Annotated in this window: 22 protein-coding genes; 17 read left to right on the top strand and 5 right to left on the bottom strand. The window is 73.9% G+C overall.

Features of this window, described 5'->3' with window-relative positions:
- Positions 1-103: 103 nt before the first annotated feature.
- Positions 104-877, bottom strand: a complete 774-nt coding sequence (locus tag DRB89_RS03415) for a pyrimidine reductase family protein (RefSeq protein WP_112451138.1) — start codon at positions 875-877, stop codon at positions 104-106.
- A gap of 36 nt (positions 878-913) precedes the next feature.
- Here DRB89_RS03415 and zapE point away from each other — a divergent pair, with 36 nt between their 5' ends.
- From zapE to DRB89_RS03435, 4 genes are all read left to right on the top strand, one after another.
- A complete protein-coding gene (zapE, locus tag DRB89_RS03420; protein ID WP_112451139.1) occupies positions 914-2023 on the top strand; it encodes a cell division protein ZapE in 1110 nt (369 codons plus the stop codon).
- Positions 2024-2084: 61 nt separating this feature from the next.
- The gene (locus DRB89_RS03425) at positions 2085-3671 is read left to right on the top strand and encodes an OsmC family peroxiredoxin (RefSeq protein ID WP_112463199.1); all 1587 of its coding nucleotides are present in this window, start codon (positions 2085-2087) and stop codon (positions 3669-3671) included.
- Positions 3672-4199: 528 nt separating this feature from the next.
- Positions 4200-5021: a PPK2 family polyphosphate kinase gene (locus DRB89_RS03430; protein WP_239516730.1), complete on the top strand. Its 822-nt coding sequence runs from the start codon at positions 4200-4202 to the stop codon at positions 5019-5021.
- Positions 5022-5038: 17 nt separating this feature from the next.
- On the top strand, positions 5039-5968 hold the full coding sequence (locus DRB89_RS03435) for a polysaccharide deacetylase family protein (RefSeq protein ID WP_112463200.1): 930 nt from the start codon (positions 5039-5041) through the stop codon (positions 5966-5968).
- A 98-nt stretch (positions 5969-6066) separates the two neighbouring features.
- Here the strand turns inward: DRB89_RS03435 and DRB89_RS03440 are convergent, their stop codons facing one another.
- A complete protein-coding gene (locus DRB89_RS03440; RefSeq protein WP_112454290.1) occupies positions 6067-6249 on the bottom strand; it encodes a hypothetical protein in 183 nt (60 codons plus the stop codon).
- Between the two features lie 95 nt (positions 6250-6344).
- Here DRB89_RS03440 and DRB89_RS03445 point away from each other — a divergent pair, with 95 nt between their 5' ends.
- From DRB89_RS03445 to DRB89_RS03465, 5 genes are all read left to right on the top strand, one after another.
- Positions 6345-7094 carry a peptidyl-tRNA hydrolase gene (locus tag DRB89_RS03445; RefSeq protein WP_112452588.1) on the top strand — a complete coding sequence of 250 codons (750 nt, stop codon included), beginning with the start codon at positions 6345-6347 and terminating at the stop codon, positions 7092-7094.
- Positions 7095-7241: 147 nt separating this feature from the next.
- Positions 7242-8642, top strand: coding sequence for a DUF692 domain-containing protein (locus DRB89_RS03450; protein ID WP_112452589.1), 1401 nt, complete (start codon positions 7242-7244; stop codon positions 8640-8642).
- Entirely contained in the window at positions 8639-9697 is a 1059-nt protein-coding gene (locus tag DRB89_RS03455) for a TIGR04222 domain-containing membrane protein (RefSeq protein WP_162688455.1), read from the top strand. The genes DRB89_RS03450 and DRB89_RS03455 overlap by 4 nt, the downstream gene beginning before the upstream one ends.
- A gap of 83 nt (positions 9698-9780) precedes the next feature.
- Entirely contained in the window at positions 9781-10572 is a 792-nt protein-coding gene (locus DRB89_RS03460) for a TIGR04222 domain-containing membrane protein (protein WP_112452591.1), read from the top strand.
- 80 nt (positions 10573-10652) lie between these two features.
- Positions 10653-12374 (top strand): alpha/beta hydrolase, encoded by a 1722-nt coding sequence (locus DRB89_RS03465; RefSeq protein WP_112463201.1) that lies wholly within the window; start codon positions 10653-10655, stop codon positions 12372-12374.
- A 102-nt stretch (positions 12375-12476) separates the two neighbouring features.
- On the opposite strand, the gene hemQ is transcribed toward DRB89_RS03465, so the two are convergent.
- A complete protein-coding gene (gene hemQ, locus DRB89_RS03470; protein WP_112447295.1) occupies positions 12477-13190 on the bottom strand; it encodes a hydrogen peroxide-dependent heme synthase in 714 nt (237 codons plus the stop codon).
- Between the two features lie 4 nt (positions 13191-13194).
- Positions 13195-14697: a protoporphyrinogen oxidase gene (hemG, locus tag DRB89_RS03475; RefSeq protein WP_239515995.1), complete on the bottom strand. Its 1503-nt coding sequence runs from the start codon at positions 14695-14697 to the stop codon at positions 13195-13197.
- A gap of 175 nt (positions 14698-14872) precedes the next feature.
- Between hemG and DRB89_RS03480 the strand changes: the two genes are divergently transcribed.
- Positions 14873-15952, top strand: coding sequence for a DUF4349 domain-containing protein (locus DRB89_RS03480; protein ID WP_112447297.1), 1080 nt, complete (start codon positions 14873-14875; stop codon positions 15950-15952).
- A gap of 64 nt (positions 15953-16016) precedes the next feature.
- Positions 16017-17405 carry an FAD-dependent oxidoreductase gene (locus tag DRB89_RS03485; protein WP_112447299.1) on the top strand — a complete coding sequence of 463 codons (1389 nt, stop codon included), beginning with the start codon at positions 16017-16019 and terminating at the stop codon, positions 17403-17405.
- An 18-nt stretch (positions 17406-17423) separates the two neighbouring features.
- On the opposite strand, the gene hemE is transcribed toward DRB89_RS03485, so the two are convergent.
- Positions 17424-18488, bottom strand: a complete 1065-nt coding sequence (gene hemE, locus DRB89_RS03490) for a uroporphyrinogen decarboxylase (RefSeq protein WP_112447300.1) — start codon at positions 18486-18488, stop codon at positions 17424-17426.
- 91 nt (positions 18489-18579) lie between these two features.
- Here hemE and DRB89_RS03495 point away from each other — a divergent pair, with 91 nt between their 5' ends.
- The 6 genes from DRB89_RS03495 (at position 18580) to DRB89_RS03520 (ending at position 26198) form a co-directional block, all read left to right on the top strand.
- Positions 18580-19242, top strand: a complete 663-nt coding sequence (locus tag DRB89_RS03495; RefSeq protein WP_112447302.1) for a DUF3000 domain-containing protein — start codon at positions 18580-18582, stop codon at positions 19240-19242.
- Between the two features lie 402 nt (positions 19243-19644).
- Positions 19645-20307, top strand: coding sequence for a response regulator transcription factor (locus DRB89_RS03500; protein WP_112447304.1), 663 nt, complete (start codon positions 19645-19647; stop codon positions 20305-20307).
- A gap of 133 nt (positions 20308-20440) precedes the next feature.
- Entirely contained in the window at positions 20441-21751 is a 1311-nt protein-coding gene (locus DRB89_RS03505; protein ID WP_112447306.1) for a ribonuclease D, read from the top strand.
- A 150-nt stretch (positions 21752-21901) separates the two neighbouring features.
- The gene (locus DRB89_RS03510) at positions 21902-22765 is read left to right on the top strand and encodes a ferritin-like domain-containing protein (protein ID WP_239515996.1); all 864 of its coding nucleotides are present in this window, start codon (positions 21902-21904) and stop codon (positions 22763-22765) included.
- A 68-nt stretch (positions 22766-22833) separates the two neighbouring features.
- A complete protein-coding gene (locus DRB89_RS03515) occupies positions 22834-24060 on the top strand; it encodes an acetyl-CoA C-acyltransferase (protein WP_112447308.1) in 1227 nt (408 codons plus the stop codon).
- Complete coding sequence (locus tag DRB89_RS03520; RefSeq protein WP_112447310.1) at positions 24057-26198, top strand: 3-hydroxyacyl-CoA dehydrogenase NAD-binding domain-containing protein; 2142 nt, start codon at positions 24057-24059, stop codon at positions 26196-26198. The genes DRB89_RS03515 and DRB89_RS03520 overlap by 4 nt, the downstream gene beginning before the upstream one ends.
- Positions 26199-26243: the final 45 nt, after the last annotated feature.

The following is a 26243-nucleotide window of genomic DNA, read 5'->3' on the forward strand; positions in this document are numbered from 1 at the left end:
GCGGAAACCATCCTGCCCCGCTGTCGCACGGGGCCCTGCCCAGTCATCCTGCCCAGATATGTGCCCAGCGGAAGCAAAGCGGAACGATAAATTCCGCTCCTTGTCAGATCCGACGGTAACGCGTGAAGAGAAACCCGGCCTCTTCCAGCAGACAGGCCGGCGCCAGCCGGTGCGGAACCGTGACGGAAGGCCCTGCGGAGATCCGCTGGGCGTCACCCGCCGTGAGCATCGGCGAGATCGTCAGACACAGCTCGTCCAGCACGCCGGCGGCCACGAACTGGCCCAGCAGCCGGGGTCCGCCCTCGGTGAGCTGGCGGCGCAGCCCCCGGTCCGCGAGCACCCGTACGGCGCGGGCCGGGTCCACGCCGGCCCCTTCGCCGGCCACCACGACCTCGGCCCCGGCCTCCTGGGCCCGGGCCACCCGGTCCGCCGGTGCGGCGGCCCCGGTGAGCACCAGCGTGGGCACGAGCGGGGAGGTGAACAGCGGCAGCGAGAAGTCCAGGTCCATGCTCGCCGTGACCACCGCGATGGCGGCGGCGGGGCCCTGGCCGGCGGCGCTGCGGCGGGCCGCGAAGGCGTCCCGGGCCCGTGCGGGGCGGTAGCCCTCCTGGCGAACCGTTTCCGCACCGACGACCACCACATCGGCCAGCGCCCGCAGGGTGCCGAAGATCCGCATGTCGGTCTCGCCGGAGATGGGCTGCGAACGACCGTCGTGCTGGGCCGCGCCGTCCAGGGTGGACACCATGTTGGCCCGCAGCCAGTGGCGGTCCGGACCGAGGGAGGGGTACGCGTACGCCTCGGCGAGCTCGTCCAGCGACCACTCCCGGTCGGTCTCGTCTGCTGATGTCTGATCGGTCACAGGGAACAGGCGTCGCATCGGTGCAGTGTGCCACGCCCCGTAGAGTTAAGAGCTGTGTCAACATCACTCTCGCCCTCAGCGTCAGCCTCCGGGCAGCCCCCGATAGTCGACGTGGGCCCGCAGGCCCTCTGTGCCCGCGCGCCGCGGGTGCCGGCCGAACGGCTCGTGGCCGAGATGGTGCCGCCCCCGCGCTTCGACTCGGTGCGCTTCGACACCTACGACCCGGACCCGGCCCAGCCGAGCCAGTCCGAGGCCGTCACCGTCCTGGTCGGCTTCGCCGCGGGCCTCGGCGGCGCCCACGCCACCGGCGCCGGCAAGCGCCGCTGGTTCTCCAGGGCACCGAAGGCCGCGGCCGCCGCCGGTCCGCGCGGGGTCTACCTCGACGGCGGGTACGGCGTCGGCAAGACCCACCTGCTGGCCTCCCTCTGGCACGCCACCCCGGCCGAGCCCGCGCTCAAGGCCTTCGGCACCTTCGTGGAGCTGACCAACCTGGTCGGTGCGCTCGGCTTCCAGCAGACCGTGCAGACCCTGGGCGGGCACCGGCTCCTGTGCATCGACGAGTTCGAGCTCGACGACCCGGGCGACACCGTGCTCGTCTCCTCGCTGCTCAGCCGCCTCGTCGAGCAGGGCGTGGCGCTGGCCGCCACCTCCAACACCCTGCCCGGCAAGCTCGGCGAGGGCCGCTTCGCCTCCGCCGACTTCCTGCGCGAGATCCAGGGGCTCTCCGCCCACTTCCGGCCGCTGCGCATCGACGGCCAGGACTACCGCCACCGCGGCCTGCCCGAGGCCCCGGCGCCCTTCTCGGACGAGCAGGTGGCCAAGGCCGCCTACGCGACCCCCGGCGCGAGCCTGGACGACTTCCCCGGCCTCCTCGAGCACCTCGCCCGGGTCCACCCGAGCCGCTACGGGGCCCTGACCGACGGGATAGCGGCCGTCTGCCTCACCGACGTCGGCCCGGTCCCGGACCAGTCGACCGCGCTGCGCCTGGTCGTCCTCGCGGACCGCCTGTACGACCGCGAGATACCGGTGCTGGCGTCCGGGGTCCCCTTCGACAAGCTCTTCAGTGAAGAGATGCTGAACGGCGGCTACCGCAAGAAGTACTTCCGGGCCATCTCGCGGCTCACCGCGCTGGCACGCGACGCGAAGCCCCTGGTGTCCCAGTAGGTTTGGTGACGTCGGCCCGTTCCACGGGCCGGCCGTTTCCACTTCCGCGAAGGGATCCACCATGGCTGCCACACGCAACGCACACGCCGTCTGGGAAGGCGACCTGTTCGAAGGCAAGGGCGTCGTCACGCTCGACTCCTCCGGCCTCGGCAGCTACCCCGTCTCCTGGCCCGCCCGGACCGACGAGGAGGCGAACGGGCGCACCAGCCCGGAGGAGCTCATCGCCGCCGCGCACTCCAGCTGCTTCAACATGGCCTTCTCGAACGGTCTCGCGAAGGCCGGCCACCCGCCGGTGAAGCTGACCACCTCGGCCGCCGTCACCTTCGTGCCGGGCAAGGGCATCACCGGGATCCACCTCACCGTCGAGGGCGAGGTGCCGGGTCTGGACGACGACGCGTTCGTCGCCCGCGGCTACGGCCCGCTCGTGGCCGACCCCGCCGGGCTGCTCGACCTGCCGGCCGGGTTCACGTACCGGGTGCTCTCGCGCGCCGGCGACCCGCTGCTCTCCGGTGAGGGCAGGGTCCCGGGCAACTGCGACGGCATGGCCGCCTTCGGCGCCGGACAGGGCCGCGTCAAGCTGGTCCGCAACCACGAGAACCGGACCACCGCCGCCCTGCGCGTGCCGCCCGTCGAAGGGCTCACCTACGACCCGTACGCACTCGGCGGCTGCACCCTGCTCGACCTCGACCCGGCGGGCCGGGTCACCTCCGAACGCGTCGCCCTCGCCGGCACCGCCGTCAACTGCGCGGGCGGCCGTACCCCTTGGAACACCTGGCTGTCCTGCGAGGAGACCGAGGACCGGGCGGGCACCGCCGGCTACGCCCGCGACCACGGCTACGTCTTCGAGGTCGACCCCGCCGACCCCCAGCGCTCCGGCGCGGTCCCGCTCACCGCGATGGGCCGCTTCGCGCACGAGGCCGTCGCCGTCGACCCGTACCTCGGAGTGGTCTACGAGACCGAGGACGCCTTCGTCGAACCCTTCGGCCTCTTCTACCGGTTCCTGCCCGCCCGCCCGCTCGGCGGCCCCGGCTCCCTGCGCGCCGGCGGCCGGCTCGAGGCGATGCGCGTCCCCGGACTGGCGAACCTGGCGGCGGTGGACGAACCCGGGGCCCGGTTCCCGGTGGAGTGGGTCCCCGTACCGGACCCGTCGGCGGCCGCGACCCCGATCCGGCTCCAGGACTTCGGACCCGGCGGGATCACCCACGCGCAGAAGCTGGAGGGCTGCTACTGGGGCGGCGAGGGCGTCTACTTCGTCTCCAGCTACTCCCGCACCCGCGAGGGCTCCCCCGCCGACCACCACGGCCAGGTCTGGTTCTACGACCCCGCGCGCGCCCTGATCCGGCTGGACGTGGTGTTCGGCCCGGCCGCCGACGTCCGGCTGCCCGGCGACTCCCCCGACAACATCTGCCTGGCCCCGGACGGCGGCCTGATGGTGTGCGAGGACGGCGGCGGCGCGCAGTACGTCTTCGGGGTGACCCCCGGCGGCGAGGTCTACCCGGTGGCCCGCAACGCGGACGACATCGGCGGGCCGGGGGCCTCGGAGTGGGGGGAGTTCGCGGGCGTCACCTTCTCGCCGGACGCCCGGACGATGTACGTCAACGCGTACGCGCCCGGCACCACCTTCGCCGTGACGGGCCCCTGGAGGTGACCTAAGGCGTGTCCCCCGCCGCCCTCCGGCCCGTCGGAACCGGTCTTTCGCCACCTCGCGGTCCCCGCCGCCGTACTGGAAGATCGTATGGAGTCGACGGGATCGAGGTAGGTAGCGGTGGCCAAGAAGGACAGTACGAAGCCGGCGAAGGAAGCGAAGCCACCGAAGCGCGCCAAGGCCTCCGCGCCCGCCGGTCCCGCGAAGGCCGGGGCGAAGGCGGCCAAGGCCGAGAAGGCCGAGAAGGCCGAGAAGGCCGAGAAGGCCGAGAAGGCCGAGAAGGCCGAGAACCCTGCCAAGGGCGCGAAGGGCGAGAAGGCCCAGGAGGCCCGGAAGGCGGCCAAGGACGCCAAGGACGCGAAGCCCGCCCAGGAGGCGGCCGCGCCGCCCGCCAAGGGCGAGAAGAAGCCCGACCCCAAGCCCAAGCCCCTCTCCCTGCGCGAACTGCTCCGCATCTCCGCCGAGGGAGCCAAGGCCCCCAAGGGCTCCCGCAAGGCCTCCGGCCACGGCTCGGGCGCCCTCCTGGGCCCGCTGCTCCGCGTCCCCGCCGGCGAGCGCGTCGACCTCGCCGGCTTCCACCCCGGCGCCACCCCGGCCGGTCCCACCGACAAGGCGGCCGGCGTGGCGGCCACCGCGCAGATGGCCGAGGGGCTCGCCTCCCTCCAGGAGCGGCTCTACGCCGCCAGCACCGCGGGCGACCGCCGCCGCGTCCTGCTCGTCCTCCAGGGCATGGACACCAGCGGCAAGGGCGGCACGGTCAAGCACGTGATCGGCCTGTTCAACCCCTCCGGCTGCCGGATCAAGGCCTTCAAGGCGCCCACGCCCGAGGAGCAGAACCACCCCTTCCTCTGGCGCGTCATGAAGGCGCTCCCCCAGCCGGGCGAGATCGGCATCTTCGACCGTTCGCACTACGAGGACGTCCTCATCGCCCGCGTCCGCGAGCTGGTGCCGCGCAGTCAGCTGGGCCGCCGCTACGCGCAGATCAACCGGTTCGAGAAGTCCCTCGCCGACGACGGCGTGAGCGTGCTGAAGGTCTTCCTCCACATCAGCTACGAGGAGCAGCGCAAGCGGCTCCTCGAGCGGCTCGACAACCCCGAGAAGCACTGGAAGTTCACCCCGGGCGACATCGAGGAGCGCGCCGCGTGGCCCGCGTACCAGCAGGCGTACGAGCTGGCCCTGGAGCGCTGCTCCACGGACGCCGCGCCGTGGTACGTCGTCCCCTCGGACCGCAAGTGGTACCGCAACTGGGCGATCAGCACACTGCTGCTGGAGCACTTGGAGGGCATCGCTCCGCGGTATCCCGAGGCCGACTTCGACGTGCAGGAGTGCCGCGCACGCCTACTTGCCACATAGTCATATATTTTGCGCATGTGACCATCTCACTGCGCAGTACGGCTGCCGTCGCGGCCGTGGCAGCCCTCGGTGCCGCCCTCGCCGCGTGCGGGGGCGGCGCCGGTACGCCGGACGCCGGCAGCCGGGCCCGTATGGGGGCCTCGGCCTCCCCGTCCCCGCCGGCGGCCGCCCCGAGCGGCTCCGCGGGCGCCCCCGGCGCCTCCGCCGCCCCCCAGCCCGCCCCGCCGCAGGCGGGCGCCCCCGGGAAGGCGCCGACGATGGCGCCCGGGCCGAACGGCCTGACCCCCGTCTTCGAGCGGGCGAAGCAGCGGACCGACAAGACCGTGGCGCTGACCTTCGACGCCGACATGACCTCCGACCAGGGGCCGCGCGCGGCGGACGGGGAGCACTTCGACAACCCGCAGCTGATCTCCACGCTGCGCACGCTCAAGGTGCCCTCGACGGTCTTCATGACGGGCCGCTGGGCCGAGCAGTACCCGGACCAGGCGAAGTCCATCGGCACCGATCCGAACTTCGAGATCGCGAACCACTCGTACAGCCACCACGCCTTCAAGTCCCCCTGCTACGGGCTCCCCACCCTCGACGAGGCCGCCGCCCGCGCCGACGTGGACCGGGCCTTCGAGGCCTTCCGCAAGGCGGGGGCCGTCAACACCGTCCCGTACTTCCGCTTCCCCGGCGGCTGCTACGACGACCAGGCGCTGCGGGCGATCTCCACGGCCAAGGTCACGGCCGTCCAGTGGGACGTGGTCAGCGGGGACGCCTTCGCGAAGGATCCCGACGCGGTGGCCGAGCAGGTGCTGTCCGGGGTGAAGCCCGGATCGGTCGTGGTCATGCACTGCACGCGCAGCGCCGCCCCGGTCACCGAGGAGGCCATCCGGAAGATCGTCCCGGAGCTGCGCAAGCGCGGCTACCGGTTCGTCAAGGTGTCCGAGCTCATCGGGAATTGACTTCCGCTCCCCTCCCTAAAGGGCAGAGCACTGGCCAAGTTCCCGGTAGCGCGGGCAGCGGCGCGAAGCGACGGAACCGCGGCGGCCGCGCCGCGGGTTCAGCCGGAGCAGGCCGTGCGCTGCGCTTCCTGCCACTCGCACACCGGGCACAGCACCACGCCCGGGGTCGCGACCCCGTACTCGGTGGGCTTGCCGCACTGCACGCAGTCGGCGTACGGCGGCCCGGCCACCCGCCCGGCGGGGGCCGCGGGGGCGGGGCAGTAGGAGGCGTCCTGCTCGATCGGGTCCACGGGTACGAGCGTACTCAGCCCCGGCCGGGACCGGCCCGCCCCCTGCCCCGCCGTCCCTGTCGGTGCGGGCTGGCAGAATCGGCCGGATGAGCACCGAGGACGCGCAAGCGCACACAGGGGTACCCGCCGTCGGGGCGGACAGCCCGTTCCGGCAGGAGCGGATCGCCCGCGACGAGGCCCCGCAGTTCGTGCTGCCGCTGGTGGTGCGGATCGAGAAGACCGGGCCGCCGGCCCGTACGGACGCCCTGGAGACGGCGGCGCGCGCGGTGCTGGTACTGCTCACGGACGAGCGGTCGGCCGACGGCGGCGAGTGGGCCGAGGCCGTGCGGGACTGGCAGGACGCGCGGATCCGCAAGGTGGTCCGCCGGGCGCGCGGGGCGGAGTGGCGCAAGGCCGGCACCCTGCCGGGCGTCACGGTGCGGGGCGGAGCCTCGGAGGTACGGGTCTTCCCGCCGGTCCCGCTCGACGGCTGGCCCAAGGAGCTCGCCAAGCTCCAGGTGTCGGGCACCGAGCTGGACGATCCGGAGCCGGCCGCCCCCGCGGAGCCCGGACTGCCGGTGCTGTGGCTCAACCCGGACGTGGAGATGTCCGCCGGCAAGGCGATGGCCCAGGCCGGGCACGGCGCGCAGCTGGCCTGGTGGGAGCTGACCGGCGCGGAGCGCGCCGCCTGGCGGGACGCCGGCTTCCGGCTGGCCGTGCGCACGGCCCCGCGCGAGCGCTGGCCGGAGCTGTCCGCGAGCGGCCTGCCGGTGGTGCGGGACGCGGGGTTCACGGAGATCGCACCGGGTTCCTGCACCGTGGTCGCGGACCATCCCGCACTGCGGGCACGGCTCTAGTGCCGTGACCCGGTGGACCTTTCCGGTCACAGCACCAGCGCCGCCGGGAACCTCAAATGTTGCTCTGAACGTCCTCCTCGGCGGTTGGCTCGACTCCGACGGGGCCATGACATCGACACACGGACCGACGAGCGGGGGCGAGGGGACATGAAGCCCATGGCACACCTGGGGGTGGGCATCGGATGGCGGCCGGAGATCGCGGAAGCGGTGGAAGGCCTGCCGGGGCTGGACTGGGTCGAGGTGGTGGCCGAGAACATCTGCCCCGGCCACCTGCCGGAGCCGCTGCGGCGGCTGCTCGACCGCGGGGTCCGCGTCGTGCCCCACGGGGTCTCGCTCGGACTCGGCGGCGCCGACCGGCCGGACCCGGCGAAGCTGGCCGCGCTCGCCGAGCGGGCGGTGGCGCTGGGGGCGCCGATCGTCACCGAGCACATCGCCTTCGTACGGACCTCCGCGCTGGGGGCCGCGCCGGCGCTGGAGGCCGGGCACCTGCTGCCCGTGGCGCGGACGCGGGACGCGCTGGACGTGCTCTGCGAGAACGTGCGCATCGCACAGGACGCGCTGCCGGTGCCGCTCGCGCTGGAGAACATCGCCGCGCTGCTGGCCTGGCCCGGCGAGGAGCTCACGGAGGGGCAGTTCCTGACGGAGCTCGTCGAGCGGACCGGCGTGCGGCTGCTCATCGACGTGGCCAACCTGCACACCAACCGGGTGAACCGCGGGGAGGACCCGGCCGCCGTGCTGGACGGGATCCCGCTGGAGGCGCTGGCGTACGTGCACGTCGCCGGGGGCGTGGAGCGGGGCGGGGTGTGGCACGACACCCACGCGCACCCGGTGCCGGAGGTGGTGCTGGACGTGCTGGCGCAGCTCCGCGCCCGGGTGGACCCGCCGGGGGTGCTCCTGGAGCGGGACGACGACTTCCCGCCGGACGGGGAGCTGGCCGGGGAACTCACCGCGATCCGGGGGGTCCTGGACCGTGCCGGGACCCCGTCCCGGCCCCTGCCGGACACCGCACCGGATGCCGTGGCGGGTGCCACGGCGGCTGCCGCACCGGACGCCGCGCCGGATGCCGTGGCGGCTGCCGGCACGGATGTCCCGGCGCGCCCGTCCGCCGGGCCCGCGGGACCCGGCGGCACGGCGCTGGACAAGGCGCGGACGCGGGTCGGCCTCGGCCAGGCCGCGCTCCTGTCGGCCCTGGTGGCCGGCACGCCCGTGCCCGAGGGGTTCGACCGGCAGCGGGTCCGGGTCCAGGCCCGGGCGCTGGCGGCCAAGCGGGCCGGGGTCGTGGCCCGGCTGGCCCCCGAGCTGCCCGGGATCCTGGGCGGGCAGGAGCCGTACCGCAAGGCCTTCCTCGACTACGCCCGGCACCGGCCGATGGCCTCCGGGTACCGGCGCGACGCGCTGGACTTCGCCGAGCACCTGCTGATCCGGGACCTGCCCGCCGATCCCGCGGCACGGCGCCGGCTCACGCTCTGGTGGCAGGACCGGGCCGGGGCGCGGCCGCCGCGCCGCATCGTGCGCTGGGCCCGCGCGCTGGCGGGGAGAGCGGCATGAACTTCTTCGACCTCCTCGCCCTCGGCATCTGGATCGGCGTCATCACCTCCACCGCCCTCCTGGTGCGCGGTCTGCGGCGCGCGCAGCCCTCCACCTTCGGCCCCGCTCCCCGGCTGCACGACCTGTCCGAGGCCGCCTTCATGGCGGGCGGCCCCGGCGCGGTGGTGGATGCCGCGCTCGTCTCCCTGCTCTGCGACGGCCGGATGGTGGTCGGCGGGCCGGGCATCGTCCAGCTGCGGCCCGGGGTGCGGGCGACCGATCCCGCCGAACGGGCCGTGCTCCAGGCCCACCGGGGCGCGGCGTCCGGCTGGCTCTACCAGATCCGGTACGCCGCCATGCGGGACCCGGCCGTCCAGGAGACCGGCGACGCGCTGGCCGCCCGCGGGCTGATCGCCGCGCCCGGCGGGCGGCGCGCGCAGTACCACCACGGGGTGATCCAGGCGTCCGTGTGCGGGGTGCTGCTGATCCTGTCGCTGCCGCTCACCTTCGTCGCCCTCGCCCTGTACGCGGGCTCCGGCGACTTCCACGTGCCGTTCATCGCCGAGGTGTTCCCCGTTCTGCTGGCCGGAATCATCGCGGCCGCCGTCGGCGCCTCGCGCGCCCGGCAGCGGATCACCGGGGCGGGGGCGGCGGCCCTGCGCGACATCCGCGCCCACTACCGGACCGACCAGAGCCCGTACGTCCAGACCTCGTTGTTCGGGCTGCGCGGCCTGCGCGACCCCTACCTGCGCGAGCAACTGGTGCCGGCGGCCCGCGGGACCCGGCTGGCCGCGGCCCAGTCCCGTCCGCGTACCGGCAGCTCAGAGCCTGCTTGGGGGTCCGGAGCCGAGCTGGTTCCGGTCGTCTGGTGCGCGGGCTCCGACGGCGGCGGGTCGGGAGGATCCGGCGGGTCGGGCTGCGGATCGGGGTCGAGCTGCGGCTCCTCGGGCGGCAGCGGCTGCTCGTCGGGATCGAGCTGCGGCTCCTCCGGCGGCGGTTCCAGCTGTTCCGGCAGCAGTTCCAGCGGTTCGAGTTGCAGCAGTTCGTCCGGTTCCAGTTGCAGCAGCAGTTCCTGACCTCCCATCACGGACCCGTCACGAGCTGCTCACACCTCGGCAGAGCCCTATGCCCGGGCTTCCACATCTTGTAGAAATCGGGCATGTTCTGGGTCCTGTTCCTGCTCTTGGCCTGGGCAGGGGTGCTGATCGCGTGCACCCGCCTCCTGAGAGCCGCCGGCGAAACCGCGGAGCCCGCCGACGGGCCGCCCGCCGACGGGCGCCCGCGTCACGACGAGCTCAGCCTGTACGAGGCCGCGTACCTGGCCGGCGGCCCGCGGCGGGTGGCCGAGCTGACGCTGCTCTCGATGCAGCGCCAGCGGCGGCTGCTGCTCGCGCACACCGGCTGGGCCACCGTGCTCGACCCGGTGGGGCGCGATCCGCACGAGCGGTCCGTGCTCGGGGCGTTCGGGCCGGACGGCCAGGAGCCGGTGGTGTCCGTACGGGCGGTCGCGGAGCGGGATCCGGCCGTACGGGACCTCGCGGACCGGCTGGGCGAGGCGGGCCTCGCGCTGCGCGCCGGGACCCGGCAGGACATCGGCGAGGGGATCCGGTCGGTCCGCCGGGCCACCGGACTGGTACTGGCCATGACGGTGGCCGCGCTGTGCGTGCCGACGCCCGGGACCACGACCACGATCGTCCTGTGCTGGTTCTCGCTGCCGCTGATCCTGGCCCTGGGGTGCCTGGCCATCGCCCGCGTCGAGGGGCACGCGCACTCCTCCTGGGCCTCCCCCGCCGGCCGGCGGCTCCTCGTGGAGCTGGAGCAGGAGCGGGGCGGCCGGGGCTCGCTCGCCGCGGTGGCCCTGCGGGGGCCGCGCGCGGTCGACGACCCCGAGGTGCGGGCGGCGCTCGCGTACGGCAGGCGGGGGCCGATTCCGCGGCAACGGGGGCATTGAGCGCGACACCGGCCGGTGATCCTGTACAGGGGGCCGCTCGCCGGATCTCATCGGACCATCCGAAGAGATGAGGGTCCGTCATGCGCGGGACGATCCGAGGGCGCCGCACCACACTGGTCCTCGCGCTGACTTCCGTCCTGGCGGGTCCGCCCGCCGCGGCGGCCACGGCCGAGGGCCCTCCCCCGCCCCCGGGCTCCGCCGCCACGGCGACGGCCGCCGCCGAAGCCGCCGGGGCCGAGCTCGTCGCCCGGCGGGCGGCGGCCGCCGCCCGCGCGGCCCCGGGCAGCCCCCTCGCGGGGCGCGGGCTGGACTTCGGGCCCTGCGCGGTCGTCGAGGGTCTCGCTCCGGACGTGCGGTGCGCCACGCTCCGGGTGCCCCTCGACTACGCGCGGCCCGACGGAGCGCAGATCGGCATCACGGTCAGCCGGGTCGGCGCCACCGGGGCCGGCGGCGCCGTGCGGCAGGGCGCGCTCGTGTACAACCCCGGCGGGCCCGGCGGGAACGGCATGTTCTTCCCGCTCGTGGCCGGCCTGCCCGAGTGGCGGCGCGTGGCCGCCGCCTACGACCTCGTCGGTTACGCCCCGCGCGGGGTCGGCCGCTCGGGGCCCCCGGTGTCCTGCCAGGACCCGGCGGACCACGCGCGCGCCCCCTCCCAGGCCCCGCCCGCCGAACCGGACCCCGCGTACAAGCGGCGGCGCGTCGCCGAGGCCCGGGAGTACGCCCGGGGCTGCGCGCGCCGCACCGGCGCCGGCCTCGCGTCCTACACGACCCTGAACAACGTCCGCGACCTGCACGTGCTGCGGGCCGCCCTCGGCGAGCCGAAGCTGAGCTTCATGGGGGCCTCGTACGGCACGTACCTGGGGGCGGTGTACGCCACGCTCCATCCGGGCCACGTCCGCCGGATGGTCTTCGACTCGGCCGTCGATCCCGATCCCCGGCGCGTCTGGTACGCCGACAACCTCGCCCAGGCGCCCGGCTTCGAGCGCCGCTGGGCCGATTTCCGCGCCTGGGCGGCCCGCCACCACTCCGTGTACGGGCTGGGCGGCACCCCGGGCGCCGTGCAGGCCTCCTACGACCGGGTCCGGGCCGCGCTCGCCCGCGAGCCGGCGGGCGGGGTGGTCGGCACCGGGCAGCTGCACTCGGCGTACCTGCGGGCCGCGTACTACGACGAGGTCTGGCCGGGCCGCGCGGCGGCGCTGGCGGCCTTCCTGCGCGGCGATCCGGGCCCGCTCGTCGAGCTCGCCGCCCCGGATCCGGCGATGGCCGCCGAGGACGAGAACGCGACCGCCGTGTACACGGCGACGCTGTGCAACGACGCCCCCTGGCCCGCCGACTGGGAGACCTGGGACCGCGACAACACGGAACTGGCCCGCACGGCCCCCTTCGAGACCTGGACCAACGCCTTCCTGAACCTGCCCTGCGCCTTCTGGCCGGTGCGCGAGCGGCAGCGGCCGGTCGACGTGGGCGCTCGGCCGGCCGGGGCGGCCGGGGTGCTGCCCGGCACGCTGGTCGTCGCGGCGGAGCGGGACGGCGCGACCCCGTACGCGGGGGCGCTGGAGCTCCGGCGGCGGCTCGGGCCGCGGGCGGGGCTGGTGACGGAGGAGGGGGCCGGCACCCACGGGGTGGTCGGCGGACGCAACGACTGCGTGGACGCCCACGTGGAGCGGTACTTGCTGACGGGTGACACCTCGGGCGGGGATGCCACCTGTGCGCCGCATCCGGAGCCCGCACCGGTGTCGCTGGACGACCGGGCAGCGTCCGCCCAGGGGCACCCCAGGGCACTGCTGCCGCCAGTCGTCTGAACTTCCGGGCGGGATCTCCGGCTGCGTCGATTCGGGGGCAGGGCCTCCCGATCACCGGAGGACGCAGGTCAGGTCCTCCGGTCCTTCCCCCCAGGGGAGGTCTCAGGCGAGTCCGGCCACCAGATCGGCGACGGACTTGCGGCGTCCGGTGTAGAAGGGCACCTCTTCGCGGACGTGCATACGGGCCTCGGAGGCGCGCAGGTGGCGCATGAGGTCGACGATGCGGTACAGCTCGTCGGCCTCGAAGGCCAGCAGCCATTCGTAGTCGCCGAGCGAGAAGGAGGCGACGGTGTTGGCGCGCACGTCGGGGTAGCCGCGGGCCATCATGCCGTGGTCCTTGAGCATGCGGCGGCGGTCCTCGTCGGGCAGCAGGTACCAGTCGTAGCTGCGCACGAAGGGGTAGACGCTGACGTAGTCGCGCGGCGTCTCGTCGGCCAGGAAGGCCGGGATGTGCGACTTGTTGAACTCGGCCGGGCGGTGCAGGGCCATGTTCGACCAGACCGGCTCCAGGGCGCGGCCCAGCTTGGTGCGGCGGAACAGGTTGTAGGCGCTCTGCAGCTCGTCGGAGGTCTCCGCGTGCCACCAGATCATGATGTCCGCGTCGGCCCGCAGGCCGGAGACGTCATAGGTGCCGCGGACGGTGATGTCCTTGGCGGCCAGCTGGTCGAACAGCTCCTGGACCTCGTCGGCGAAGCCGGCGCGGTTCTCGGGGAGGACGTCCTTCAGCTTGAAGACGGACCACAGGGTGTAGCGGATGACCTCGTTGAGGTCCTTCGCCTTCTTCCCCGCGTTGGGAATCTTCTCTGGTGCAGTCATGTGCCTATTGTCCCGTGCGCTGATCAGTGGTCTGTGCCAGGGGTACCCCACCGGGCCCCAACGTGGCCATCACCACGTCAGCGGCCTTGCCGGCGCTCGCGATGCAGGCCGGGATCCCGACCCCGTCGTACAGCGCACCGCACACCGCGAGTCCCGGGAGGGCCGCCACGGCGGCGCGGATCCGGGCCACCCGGCCGAGGTGGCCCACGGGGTACTGGGGCAGGCCGCCGTCCCAGCGCGTGACGGTGGAGGCGACCGGGCGGGCGGCCGCCGCGAGGCCCACGGCGTCGGCGAGGTCGGCGCGGGAGACGTCGACCAGTTCCTCGTCGGAGCGGCCCAGGTCGCGCTCGTCGCCGTGGCGGCCGACGGAGGTGCGCAGCAGGAAGAGCTCGGGATCGGTGCCGGCCCAGGCCCACTTGTTGCTGGAGAAGGTCGACGCCTTGATCGTCCGGCCGTCCACGGGCGGTACGAGGAAGCCGCTCGCGCCGCCCCCGGCGATGGCGGCCGGCAGCTCGGAGCGCCGGAAGGCCATCGTGACCAGGGCCATGGAGGCGTACTCGACCCCGCGCAGCTCCGCGGCCGCGGCGGGCGCGAGCCGGTCGAGGAGGCGGGCGGCGGGTCCGGCCGGGGTGGCCAGCACGATGCCGTCGGCCTCGATGACCTCGGCGCCGCCCGGGCTGTCGGGGGCGCCCGCGAGCACGCGCCAGCCGGTCGCGGTACGGGTCAGCTCGCGCGCGGGGGTGTCGGTGAGGAGGCGGGCTCCGGCCGCCCGGCAGGCCGCGGCGACGGCGAGCGGGAGCCGGCCGATGCCGCCGTCGATGCCGGAGAAGACGGGACCGGCCTGCCCGGCTCCGGCCGCCCGGCGCTGCAGTTCCCGTACGCCCTCGCCCAGGGAGGCGTGCGTACGGGCGGCCTCGAAGAGCTGGGGGACGGCGGCGCGCATCGAGATGCGGTAGGCGTTGCCGGCGTAGACCCCGCCGAGCAGCGGCTCCACGAGCCGGTCGACGACCTCGTGGCCGAGGCGGGCGGCGACGTACTCGCCGACGGCCACGTCCTCGCCGATCTCGGCGGGGGCCAGCTCGGCTTCGGCCCCGATCCGGGCCAGGCCCTCGGCGGAGAGCACTCCGGAGGCGGCGAGCGGGCCCAGGTCGCCGGGGACGCCCATGACGTGGCCGCGCGGCATGGGCCGCAGCTCGCCGCGGGTCCACAGGTGGGCGGTGGCGGTGGCGGGGGGCTGCAGGGCGTCGCCGAGGCCGGTGGCGCGGGCCAGTTCGAGGGCTTCGGGGCGGCGGGCGAGCACGGATTCGGCGCCGAGGTCCACGGGCAGGCCGGCCAGCTCGCCGGCGAACAGCTTGCCGCCGAGGCGCGGGCCGGCCTCCAGGAGCGTGACGCGGACGCCGTCGGCGAGCAGCCGGTGGGCTGCCGCGAGGCCCGCGATGCCGCCGCCGATGACGACGACGTGGCCGGCGGGGCCCGGCCGGTCCGTACGCATGTCCGCTCCGTGCATGGACACATCGTCTCAGACCCCCCACGGAGTGATCACCGAGGCCTGACCGTGACCGGTTCGGGACCACCTCGAGGCCGCGCGTGCGAAACCCGCGGCGGGGCCGGGAACGTCAGAACGTCGACACCAGCGCGGCGGTCCGGCCGCGCGTCCGGCGATTCCCGGGGGGTACCCGACGATGCACACCCAGCGCACCCAGCACAGACGGTTCGGAGGGTACGGGGGGTACGGGCGGCGCACCGCGACGGCCCTGGCCGCGCTCTCCCTGACCGGGGCCCTCGCGCTCACCGGCTGCTCCGCGGCCGGGAGCGGCGCCAAGTCGGATGAATCGGTGGCCGACGCGGCGGCTCCGCGGCAGCGGGAGGCCGCCGGGAAGGGCCCGGCCGCCGCGTCGGCCGCGACGGGCGCACCGGCGCCGTCCTCGGACAAGGACCAGCCGCAGGCCCCCGCACGCACGCAGATCATCCGCACGGCGACGCTGGGCGTGGAGACGGCGGACGCCCAGAAGGCGGCGGCCGGGGCCCGCACGGCGGCGGAGGGCGCGGGCGGTTACGTGGGCAACGAGACCACCGGCCGCGGCCACGACGGGGCGATGACCTCGACCGTGACCCTGCGGGTGCCCGCCGGGCGCTTCGACGCGGTGCTGGCCGCCATGGAGGGCAGCGGGAAGCTGCTCGAACGCAAGGTCGAGGCGCAGGACGTGACGCAGAAGGTCGCGGACGTCGACAGCCGGGTCACCTCGCAGCGGGCGAGCGTGGGCCGGGTGCGCGAGCTGATGGAGAAGGCCTCGAGTCTGGGCGAGGTGGTCACGCTGGAGGCCGAACTCAGCAAGCGGCAGGCCGATCTGGAGTCGTTGCTCGCGCAGCAGACGGCGCTGAAGGACCAGACCTCGCTCGGCACGATCACGCTGACGTTCTCGGAGCCGGCGAAGGAGGCGGCGAAGGAGCCGAAGAAGGCGGATCCGGGCTTCACCGACGCACTGGCCGGCGGCTGGAAGGCCTTCGCCGCCGTGGTCCTGTACCTGCTGATGGCTCTCGCCGCGGCCTCCCCGTTCCTGTTGGCGGGCGCGTTCCTGCTGTTCTGCTTCCGGCAGTTCCGCACGTGGCGGCCGGCGAAGCCGAAGCCGGGCGCGCCGGAGCGCCGACTTCCGGCGCAGGCCGGTCCGGTGGGGCAGACCCCCCGGCCGCCGGCCGGAAGCCCTGCGGGCCCCGCGGATCCGGCGGATCCGGCGGCCCCCGCCGCGGACGTCCGGGACTGAACACCCATTCGCCCGTAGCGTGGGCCCCGCAGGCATCGGGCGGCGGGGAAGGACGGTACGGGCGATGGCGAGTGCCAGGGAACGGCTGGTGGTGGTCGGCGGTGACGCGGCGGGGATGTCCGCCGCGTCACAGGCCCGGCGGCTCAAGGGGCCGGCGGAGCTGGAGATCACCGCCTTCGAGCGGGGGCACTTCACCTCGTACTCCGCGTGCGGGATCCCGTACTGGATCGGCGGCCTGGTCGGCGGCCGGGACGAGCTGATCGCCCGGACGCCCGAGGAGCACCGCGAGCGGGACATCGACCTGCGGACGCGGACGGAGGTCGTGGAACTGGACCTCGCGGGGCGGCGGGTGCGCGCCCGGGACCTCGTATCGGGCGCCGAGTACTGGACGGGGTACGACAAGCTCGTCCTCGCCACCGGCGCCCGCCCGGTCCGCCCGCGGCTGCCCGGCATCGGCGCGCACGGGGTGTACGGGGTCCAGAGCCTGGACGACGGCCAGCGCCTGATGGACGCTCTGGAGCGGACCGAGGGCCGCCGGGCGGTCGTGGTCGGCGCCGGCTACATCGGCGTGGAGATGGCGGAAGCCCTGGTCGGGCGGGGCTTCGAGGTCACCGTGCTACACCGGGGCGAGCAGCCGATGTCCACGCTGGACCCGGACATGGGCGCTCTCGTCCACAGCGCGATGAACGGCATGGGGATCCGTACGGTCGCCCGCGCCGAGGCGTCGAAGATCCTCACCGACGAGGAGGGCCGGGCCCGCGCGGTGGCCACGGCCTCGGGCGAGGAGTACCCGGCGGACGTCGTGGTCCTGGGCATCGGCGTGGAGCCGCGCACGGCGCTGGCGCGCGCGGCGGGCCTGCCGCTCGGCGAGTCGGGCGGCCTGCTGACGGACCTGTCGATGCGGGTCCGCGGCCAAGCGGACATCTGGGCGGGCGGGGACTGCGTGGAGGTCCTGGACCTGGTGTCGGGCGGCATGCGGCACATCCCGCTGGGCACGCACGCCAACAAGCACGGCCAGGTCATCGGCTCGAACGCGGGCGGCGGCTACGCGACGTTCCCCGGGGTGGTGGGCACGGCCGTGAGCAAGGTCTGCGAGCTGGAGATCGCGCGTACGGGGCTGCGCGAGCGGGACGCGCTGGCCGTCGGGCTCCGCTTCGTCACGGCGACCATCCGCTCGACGAACACGGCGGGCTACTACCCGGGGGCCGAGGAGATGACGGTCAAGATGCTCGCGGAGCACCGCACGGGCCGCCTCCTGGGAGTCCAGATCGTCGGCGGCGCGGGCTCCGCGAAGCGGGTGGACATCGCCGCGGTGGCCCTGACGGCCGGCATGACGGTGGACCAGGTCGTCTCCCTGGACCTGGGCTACGCCCCGCCGTTCTCCCCGGTCTGGGACCCGGTCCTGGTGGCCGCCCGCAAAACGGTGACCGCGGTGCGGGCGGCCGGGGTCTGAGCCCCGCGGGCCGTTCCGCTAGACCGCCGTCTGCGTGTGGACGTAGTCCACCAGGCGGGTCAGGGCGTCCGGGTTCGTCGTCGGGAGGACGCCGTGGCCCAGGTTGAAGATGTGGCCTTCCAGGCCGGCCGCCGCGTCCAGGACCTCGCGGGTCTTGGTCTCCACCGCTTCGGGAGTGGAGAAGAGCACCGCCGGGTCCAGGTTGCCCTGGAGCGCCTTGCCGGGGCCGACCCGGTGGACGGCCTCGTCCAGCGAGACCCGGTAGTCGACGCCCATGACGTCCGCGCCGGCCTCGCCCATGAGGCCGAGGAGCTCGCCCGTGCCCACGCCGAAGTGGATGCGCGGGACGCCGTACGAGGCGACGGACTGGAGGACCTTCGCGGAGGCCGGCATCACCGAGCGGCGGTAGTCCGCCGGGGCGAGCGCGCCGACCCAGGAGTCGAAGAGCTGGACCGCCGAGGCGCCGGCCTCGATCTGGACCTTGAGGAAGGCCGAGGTGATCTCCGCGAGTCGGTCGAGCAGGTCGGCCCACAGCTCCGGGTCCCCGTACATGAGGGCCTTGGTGTGCTCGTGGTTCTTGGACGGGCCGCCCTCGACGAGGTAGCTCGCGAGGGTGAAGGGCGCACCCGCGAAACCGATCAACGGCGTGGAGCCCAGTTCACCCGTGAGCATGCCGATCGCCTCGGTGACGTACGAGACGTCCTCCGGGGTGAGGTCGCGCAGCTGTGCGAGGTCCTCGCGGCGGCGGATCGGCTGGGCGACGACCGGGCCGATGCCCGGCTTGATGTCCAGGTCGATGCCGATGGCCTTCAGCGGGACCACGATGTCGGAGAAGAAGATCGCCGCGTCCACGTTGTGGCGCCGGACCGGCTGCAGCGTGATCTCGGTGACCAGGTCGGGCCGCATGCAGGATTCCAGCATCTGCGTGCCCTCGCGCACCTTGCGGTACTCGGGGAGGGAGCGACCCGCCTGCCGCATGAACCACACGGGCGTGTGCGGTACCGGCTCGCGCCGGCACGCCTTGAGGAAGGCGGAATCGTACGTCTGGCTCGGCGTGCCCGTGGGGCGGGTGTTGGCGCTCACGACTCAAATCTTCGCACGTATGAAGAAGTGCCCGGCCCGGCGCGGGTGTCCCTGCGCCGTACGGGCGCCCGTTCCGCCTAGTCTTCCCCGCATGGCTGCGGCTCAGGGACGATTTTCAGATGGCGCTGACGGTGCGGACAGCGCGAAGGAGAGCTCCGTCCCGCTCCCGTTCCGGCGGGCGGTCGACGGCTTGAAGAAGGCGAGGCTGCGGCAGGGGATCGAGATCGACCCCACCAAGCCGCCACAGAGACTGGCACCGCACGCCTACGCGCTGGAGGCGGCGGTCGTGGACGGCGAGGAGGACCTGGCCGACGGCCGGCTCATCCTCCTGCACGACCCGGCCGGGCACGACGCCTGGCAGGGCACCTTCCGGCTGGTGACGCTCGTACGGGCGGAACTGGAGCCGGAGATGGCCGTGGACCCGCTCCTCCCCGAGGTGTGCTGGTCCTGGCTGACCGGGGCGCTGGACGCGCGCGGGCTGACGTACGGGGAGGCGAGCGGGACCGTGACCATGGCCGCCTCGCACTACTTCGGCGGGCTCGGCGAGCGCCGGCCGGCGACACAGATCGAGATCAGGGCTTCCTGGACGCCGCGCGAGGGTGTGGGCGGGGTGCCGGACACCTCCGCACACCTGGCGGCGTGGTGCGAACTCCTGTGCCAGATCGCGGGGCTGCCTCCGGTCGGGCCGACGGAGACGGTGACCGGGGTGGTCTCGCTGCCCCAGCGGCGCGGTCCGCACCACCCGAAGGGATAGCACGGAGGAGCGGTCCGCACGGCCTCCCACCAGGTCCGCACGGCCTCCCACCAGACCCGCAGAGCCTCCCACCGGGCCCGTCCGGCCGTGCGCGCGGCCGGGCGGGGCGGGGGCGGGCCCCGGCTCCGCGATCGACCGCGGAGCGGCCGGACGGGCGTCCCGAGCCCCTCGAACAGGCGACCAAACCCTCGGCCGAATGTCGGAACGGGGCGTCCCTTGCGGGCTTCTGATCACCCTATGATCGATCGTGCGTCCGAATTGCCCGAATTGTTACTCACCAAATCGTGATCATTCCCTAAAGCCGGGCGGGTGACGTGCCGAAAGAGTCAGTGACCATCCGCACGGTTCGCACCGGCTTCCTTCCCCCAGCCGGCCGTCCCGCCACTCCCCCAGGAGGCCTAGGTGTCCGTTCTTCTCGAGCAGCCCGCAAGCCTGGTCGCCTACCGCCCGAACAAGCCGACGGCCATGGTCGTCGTGGCCGACCCGCGCGTGCGCTCCACCGTGACCCGCCATTTGTGGGCACTCGGCGTACGTGACGTGATCGAGGCTTCGTCCATCGCGGAGGCCCGTCCACGCATCGGCAGCCCGCGCGACATCTGCGTGGCCGACGTACACCTGCCCGACGGTTCCGGTCTCACCCTGCTCTCCGAGGCCCGCGCCGCCGGTTGGCCGAACGGCCTGGCCCTGTCCGCCGCCGACGACATCGGCGCCGTGCGCAACGCCCTCGCGGGCGGAGTGAAGGGCTACGTCGTCACCGGCACCCGGACCAACATCGGGCTCCCGTCCCGGCCCGGCGCCGCCCCCATCGGCGCCGCCGCGGCCCGTATGCACCGCCGCCCCCCGGGTGCCCCGAGCCACCCGGGCGGCTACCGCGAGCTCTCCGGCCGCGAGGTCGAGGTCCTGCGCCTCGTCGCGGAGGGCCAGTCCAACAAGGCCATCGGAGTCTCGATGGGCCTGTCCGCCCTGACCGTCAAGTCCCACCTCGCACGGATCGCCCGCAAGCTGGGCACCGGCGACCGGGCCGGGATGGTCGCCGTCGCCCTGCGCACCGGGATCATCCACTGACCCGGCCGATACCGCCCGCGAGACCCCGGGCCAACAACCGGAGAACCCGGGGAAACGTCCGTCCTTCCCCTTCGCGCCCGTCGCCGGAACGTTCCGGCGACGGGCGCGTCGCATGCACGGATACCCTTGACCAGTGACCGACGCCCAAGAAACCGCAGCAGGCCTGCGCACCACCACCGGGGGCGGCCCCCCGGACGACGAGGTTTCGTCCGACGGGCTGCCCATCCCCTTGCTCGAGCCCCGCGAGGGCATCCCGCCGGTGGTCGCCGACGCCGAGGCGCTCGCCGAGGTGGTCGCGGCCTTCGCCGCGGGCACCGGACCCGTCGCCGTGGACGCCGAGCGCGCCTCCGGCTACCGCTACGGCCAGCGCGCCTACCTGGTGCAGCTGCGCCGCGAAGGCGCGGGCTCCGCGCTGATCGACCCGGTGGGCTGCCCCGACCTCTCCTCCCTGGGCGAGGCCCTCTCCGGTACCGAGTGGATCCTGCACGCGGCCACCCAGGACCTTCCGTGCCTGCGCGAAATAGGCATGACGCCCACCTCCCTGTTCGACACCGAGCTCGCCGGACGCCTCGCCGGCTTCCCCCGGGTCGGGCTCGGCGCGATGGTCGAGGGCGTACTCGGCTACGTGCTGGAGAAGGGCCACTCCGCCGTCGACTGGTCCACCCGGCCGCTCCCCGAGCCGTGGCTGCGCTATGCCGCGCTCGATGTCGAGCTGCTCGTGGACCTGCGCGACGCGCTGGAGAAGGAGCTGGACCGGCAGGGCAAGCTGGAGTGGGCCCGTCAGGAGTTCGACGCCATCGCCTCCGCGCCGCCCGCGCCGCCCCGCAAGGACCCTTGGCGCCGCACCTCCGGCATGCACAAGGTGCGCCGGCGCCGGCAGATGGCCGTCGTACGGGAGCTGTGGGAGTCCCGGGACCGGATCGCGCAGCGCCGCGACGTGTCACCGGGCAAGGTGCTGGGTGACGGCGCGATCGTCGAGGCCGCGCTCGCCCTGCCGCTGACCGTGCACGCGCTCTCGGCGCTGCCCGGATACGGGCAGCGCATGGGCCGGCGCCAGCTGGACCAGTGGATGGCCGCCGTGGAACGGGCGAAGGCCCTGCCCGAGAGCGAGCTGCCGCAGCCGGGGGCGACCCCGGCCGGCCCCCCGCCGCCGCGCTCCTGGGCGGACAAGGACCCGGAGGCCGCGGCACGCCTCGCGGCGGCCCGCACGGCCGTGTCGGCGCTGGCGGAGGGGCTGAACCTGCCCCAGGAGAACCTGATCACCCCCGACACGGTCCGCCGGCTGTGCTGGGAGCCGCCGGAGCGCCTGGAGCCCGACGCGGTGGCCGAGGCACTGGCGGGCTACGGGGCCCGCCCGTGGCAGATCGAACAGGTGACGGCGGCGCTGACGACGGCGCTGGCGACGACGCTGCCACCCGAGCCGGAGCCGGATCCGGCCGACTGAGGCGTCGCGCCCGGGCCCCGGCCCCGGCCCGCCGCCCGTGATTCCACGCAAGAGCCCCCCGTCCTGTGGACGGGGGGCTCTTGCGCGTCCCGGTCTCGTCGAAGAGTCACGTCCGCGCATCTTTTGAACACGCTCAAAGTCTTGTAGTTTTTGAACGTGATCAAACATGGGTGGGGATACGAGGAGTGGGTGGCCGAGTTCGAGGCCGAGCGCGAGCGGCGGGCCGAGCGGGGCGATCCGGACTGGAGCCGGGTCACGACGCTCCCCGCGGAGCTCACCGGAAGCCTGCAGCGGTTCCAGCTGGGAGAAGGCGGGGACGGCGCCGAGCTGGCCGCCAAGGCCGAGCGGGCGGGCGATCCGGTGTACGCGCGGGCCGTACGGCTCTTCGTGGCGGAGGAGCAGAACCACGCGCGGATGCTGGCCCTGCTCCTGAAGGCCGAGGGCGGGGGGACCCTGGCCGGCCACTGGAGCGACGCCGCCTTCGTCGGGCTGCGCAGGCTGCTCGGGCTGAAGGTGGAGCTGCTGGTACTGATGGTCGCGGAGGCGGTCGCCCTGCGGTACTACGAGGCGGTGCGCGACGGAGCCGCCGACCCGCTGACCTCGGAGGTGGCGGGCCGGATCCACGCCGACGAGGTGCGCCACGTCCCCTTCCACTGCCTGCGCCTGCGCGAGGCCCTGGCGCCCCTGCCCGCCCCCGCCCGGCGGGCGGCGGCCCTGGCCTGGCGGGCCCTGCTCGCCGGCGCGGCCGCCCTGGTCGCGGTGGACCACGGCCCGGCGCTGCGCACCCTGGGCGTCCGCCGCCGCGCCTTCGTGGCGGACACGGTCCGCTCCTCGTCCCCCATGGCCGCCGCCATGAGCTCGGCCCGGCCCGGCCCCCCGAGCCGCGGACCCGCCGACGGGTCCTGCTCGGGTAGCGCCGGGGCCGCGAGGAAGGGCGCGGCGGAGTGTGACCTTCGCCGCTCCTTCCAGGGGGGCTGTGCATGCCGGTTACCGGCAAGTAGCATGGAGAGGTGAGCGGGCGCTCAGTCCATGGGCACGCCCCCCGCGCAGCAGTGCACCCCCGCACCTGGAGGAGAGCCAACGTGCCTCGTACCGTCAGGGACGTCGTCTTCGTCGACGGCGTCCGCACCCCGTTCGGCAAGGCGGGCCCGAAGGGCATCTACAACGAGACCCGCGCCGACGATCTCGTCGTCAAGGCGATCCGGGAGCTGCTGCGCCGCAACCCGGACCTGGACCCCGCGAAGATCGACGAGGTCGCCATCGCCGCGACCACGCAGATCGGCGACCAGGGCCTGACGCTGGGCCGTACGGCCGGCATTCTCGCGGGCCTCCCGCAGTCCGTCCCCGGGTACTCCATCGACCGCATGTGCGCCGGCGCGCTCACCGCCGTGACCGCCGTCGCGGGCGGCGTGGCCTTCGGTGCGTACGACGTCGCCCTCGCCGGCGGTGTCGAGCACATGGGCCGCCACCCCATGGGCGAGGGCGTCGACCCGAACCCGCGCTTCGTCTCCGAGAAGCTGGTCGACGAGTCCGCCCTGTTCATGGGCATGACCGCCGAGAACCTGCACGACCGGTACCCGACGATCACCAAGCTCCGCGCCGACGAGTACGCCGTGCGCTCGCAGGAGAAGGCCGCCAAGGCGTACGCCGACGGCAAGATCCAGCAGGACCTGGTCCCGATCTCGGTCCGCAACAACAACGAGGCGGCCGGTGAGACGGGCTGGGGCCTGGTCACCGCCGACGAGCCGATGCGTCCGGGGACCACCCTGGAGAACCTGGCGGGCCTCAAGACCCCGTTCCGGGTCCACGGCAACGTCACCGCGGGCAACGCCGCCGGTCTCAACGACGGTGCCACCGCCGCGATCATCGCGTCCGAGGACTTCGCCCGCGAGAACAACCTCCCGGTCAAGATGCGCCTGGTCTCGTACTCCTTCGCGGGTGTCGAGCCCGAGGTCATGGGCTACGGTCCGATCCCGGCCACCGAGAAGGCCCTGGCGCAGGCCGGTCTGACGATCGACGACATCGGCCTCTTCGAGGTCAACGAGGCCTTCGCGGTCCAGGTCCTCGCGTTCCTGGAGCACTACGGCATCGCCGACGACGACGCCCGCGTCAACCAGTACGGCGGCGCCATCGCCTTCGGCCACCCGCTCGCCTCCTCCGGCGTCCGTCTGATGACCCAGCTGGCCCGCCAGTTCGAGGAGCAGCCGGAGGTCCGCTACGGCCTGACCACCATGTGCGTCGGCTTCGGCATGGGCGCCACGGTCGTCTGGGAGAACCCGAACTTCACCGCCGAGGGAGACAGCAAGTGAGCACCACCACCACTGAGCTCCTCAAGGGCGCGGCCGAGCTGTTCCCGGACGAGGTCGTCACGCGCGCGCTCGTGCGCCACCTGGACCTGCCCTTCGGCGCCGGGCGCTTCGCGCTCATCACGCTGGACAACGGCCTGGACCACACCAAGCCGACCACCTTCGGCCCGCAGTCCCTCGCCAACCTGAACGCGGCGATCGACCAGGTCGAGCAGGAGGCCATCGCGGGCTCCATCGTCGGCGCCGGTCTGACCGGCAAGCCGTTCATCTTCGCGGTCGGCGCCGACCTCAAGGGCGTCGAGCTGCTGAAGAAGCACGACGAGGCGCTCGCCATCGGCAAGGGCGGCCACGACGTCTTCAAGCGCCTGGCCGCGCTGGCCGTCCCCACCTTCGCCTACTACAACGGCGCGGCGATGGGCGGCGGTGTCGAGGTCGGTCTGCACTGCACCTACCGCACCGTCTCCAAGGCCATCCCGGCCTTCTCGCTGCCCGAGGTCTTCCTCGGCCTGGTTCCCGGCTGGGGCGGCTGCGCCCTGCTGCCGAACCTGATCGGCGCGGACCGCGCGGTCTCGGTCATCATCGAGAACTCGCTGAACCAGAACCGGCAGCTGAGGGGCAAGCAGGTCTTCGAGCTCGGCATCGCGGACGCGCTGTTCGAGGGCGCGGACTTCCTGGAGCAGTCGCTGCTCTGGACCGCGAACGTGCTCAACGGCACCACCGAGGTCGTACGCGACGAGATCGACCGCGGCGAGGCCTGGGACGCGGCGGTCGCCCGCGGCCGCTTCATCGCCGACTCCAAGGTGCACGGCGCGGCCCCGGCCGCCTACCGCGCGCTGGAGATCATCGAGGCGGCCAAGGACGGCGACCTGCAGAAGGGCTTCGACGCCGAGGACACCGCGCTCGCGGACCTCATCATGGGCGGCGAACTGCGCTCCGGCATCTACGCCTTCAACCTGGTCCAGAAGCGCGCCAAGCGCCCGGCCGGCGCGCCGGACAAGGCGCTGGCCCGCCCGGTCACCAAGGTCGGCGTCGTCGGCGCGGGCCTGATGGCCTCGCAGCTGGCGCTGCTGTTCCTGCGCCGCCTGGAGGTGCCGGTGGTCCTCACCGACATCGACCAGGAGCGCGTGGACAAGGGCGTGGGCTACGTCCGGGCCGAGATCCAGAAGCTGCTGGGCAAGGGCCGCATCAACCAGGACAAGGCCAACCGCCTGACCGCCCTGGTGACGGGTGTCCTGGACAAGGCCGAGGGCTTCGCGGACGCGGACTTCATCATCGAGGCCGTGTTCGAGGAGATGTCCGTCAAGCAGAAGGTGTTCGCGGAGGTCGAGGCGGTCGCCCCGGCGCACGCGATCCTCGCCACCAACACCTCCTCGCTGTCGGTCTCCGAGATGGCCTCCAAGCTCCAGCACCCGGAGCGCGTGGTCGGCTTCCACTTCTTCAACCCGGTCGCGATCCTCCCGCTGCTGGAGATCGTCCGCGGCGAGCAGACCGACGACGCCTCGCTGGCCACGGCCTTCGGTGTGGCGCGGAAGCTGAAGAAGACCGCGGTCCTCACCAAGGACGCCCCGGCGTTCGTCGTGAACCGCATCCTGACCCGCTTCATGGGCGAGATCCAGAACGTCATCGACGAGGGCACCCCGGTGGTCACCGCCGAGAAGGCCATCGAGCCGCTCGGCCTGCCGATGTCCCCGCTGGTGCTGCTGGAGCTCGTGGGCCCGGCGATCGGCCTGCACGTCTCCGAGACCCTGAACCGCGCCTTCCCGGAGCGCTTCACCGTCTCCCCGAACCTGGCGGCCGTCGTCAAGGCCGGCAAGCGCGGCTTCTACGTCTACTCCGCAGAGAACGGCTTCAAGCCGGAGCTGGACCCCGAGGTCGCCGCCCTCCTCGTCCAGGGCGATGTCGTCCTGACCGAGGAGCAGGTCCGCGACCGCGTCCTCGACGCGGTGGCGCAGGAGATCGGCCTGATGCTGGAGGAGGGTGTCGTGGCCGAGGCCCAGGACATCGACCTCTGCCTCATCACGGGCGCCGGCTGGCCCTTCCACCTGGGCGGCGTCACGCCGTACCTGGACCGCGAGGGCGTCTCCGAGCGCGTGAACGGCAAGAAGTTCCTGGCCCCCGGCCTGGCGAGCGTTCCGGTCTGAGGTCTCCGCGCGCGGTGTAGCCGACGCGGTCCGGACGCCCGTCCC

Origin of the sequence: Streptomyces sp. ICC4 (genome assembly GCF_003287915.1) — a bacterium.
Classification (GTDB): Bacteria; Actinomycetota; Actinomycetes; order Streptomycetales; family Streptomycetaceae; genus Streptomyces; species Streptomyces tritrimontium.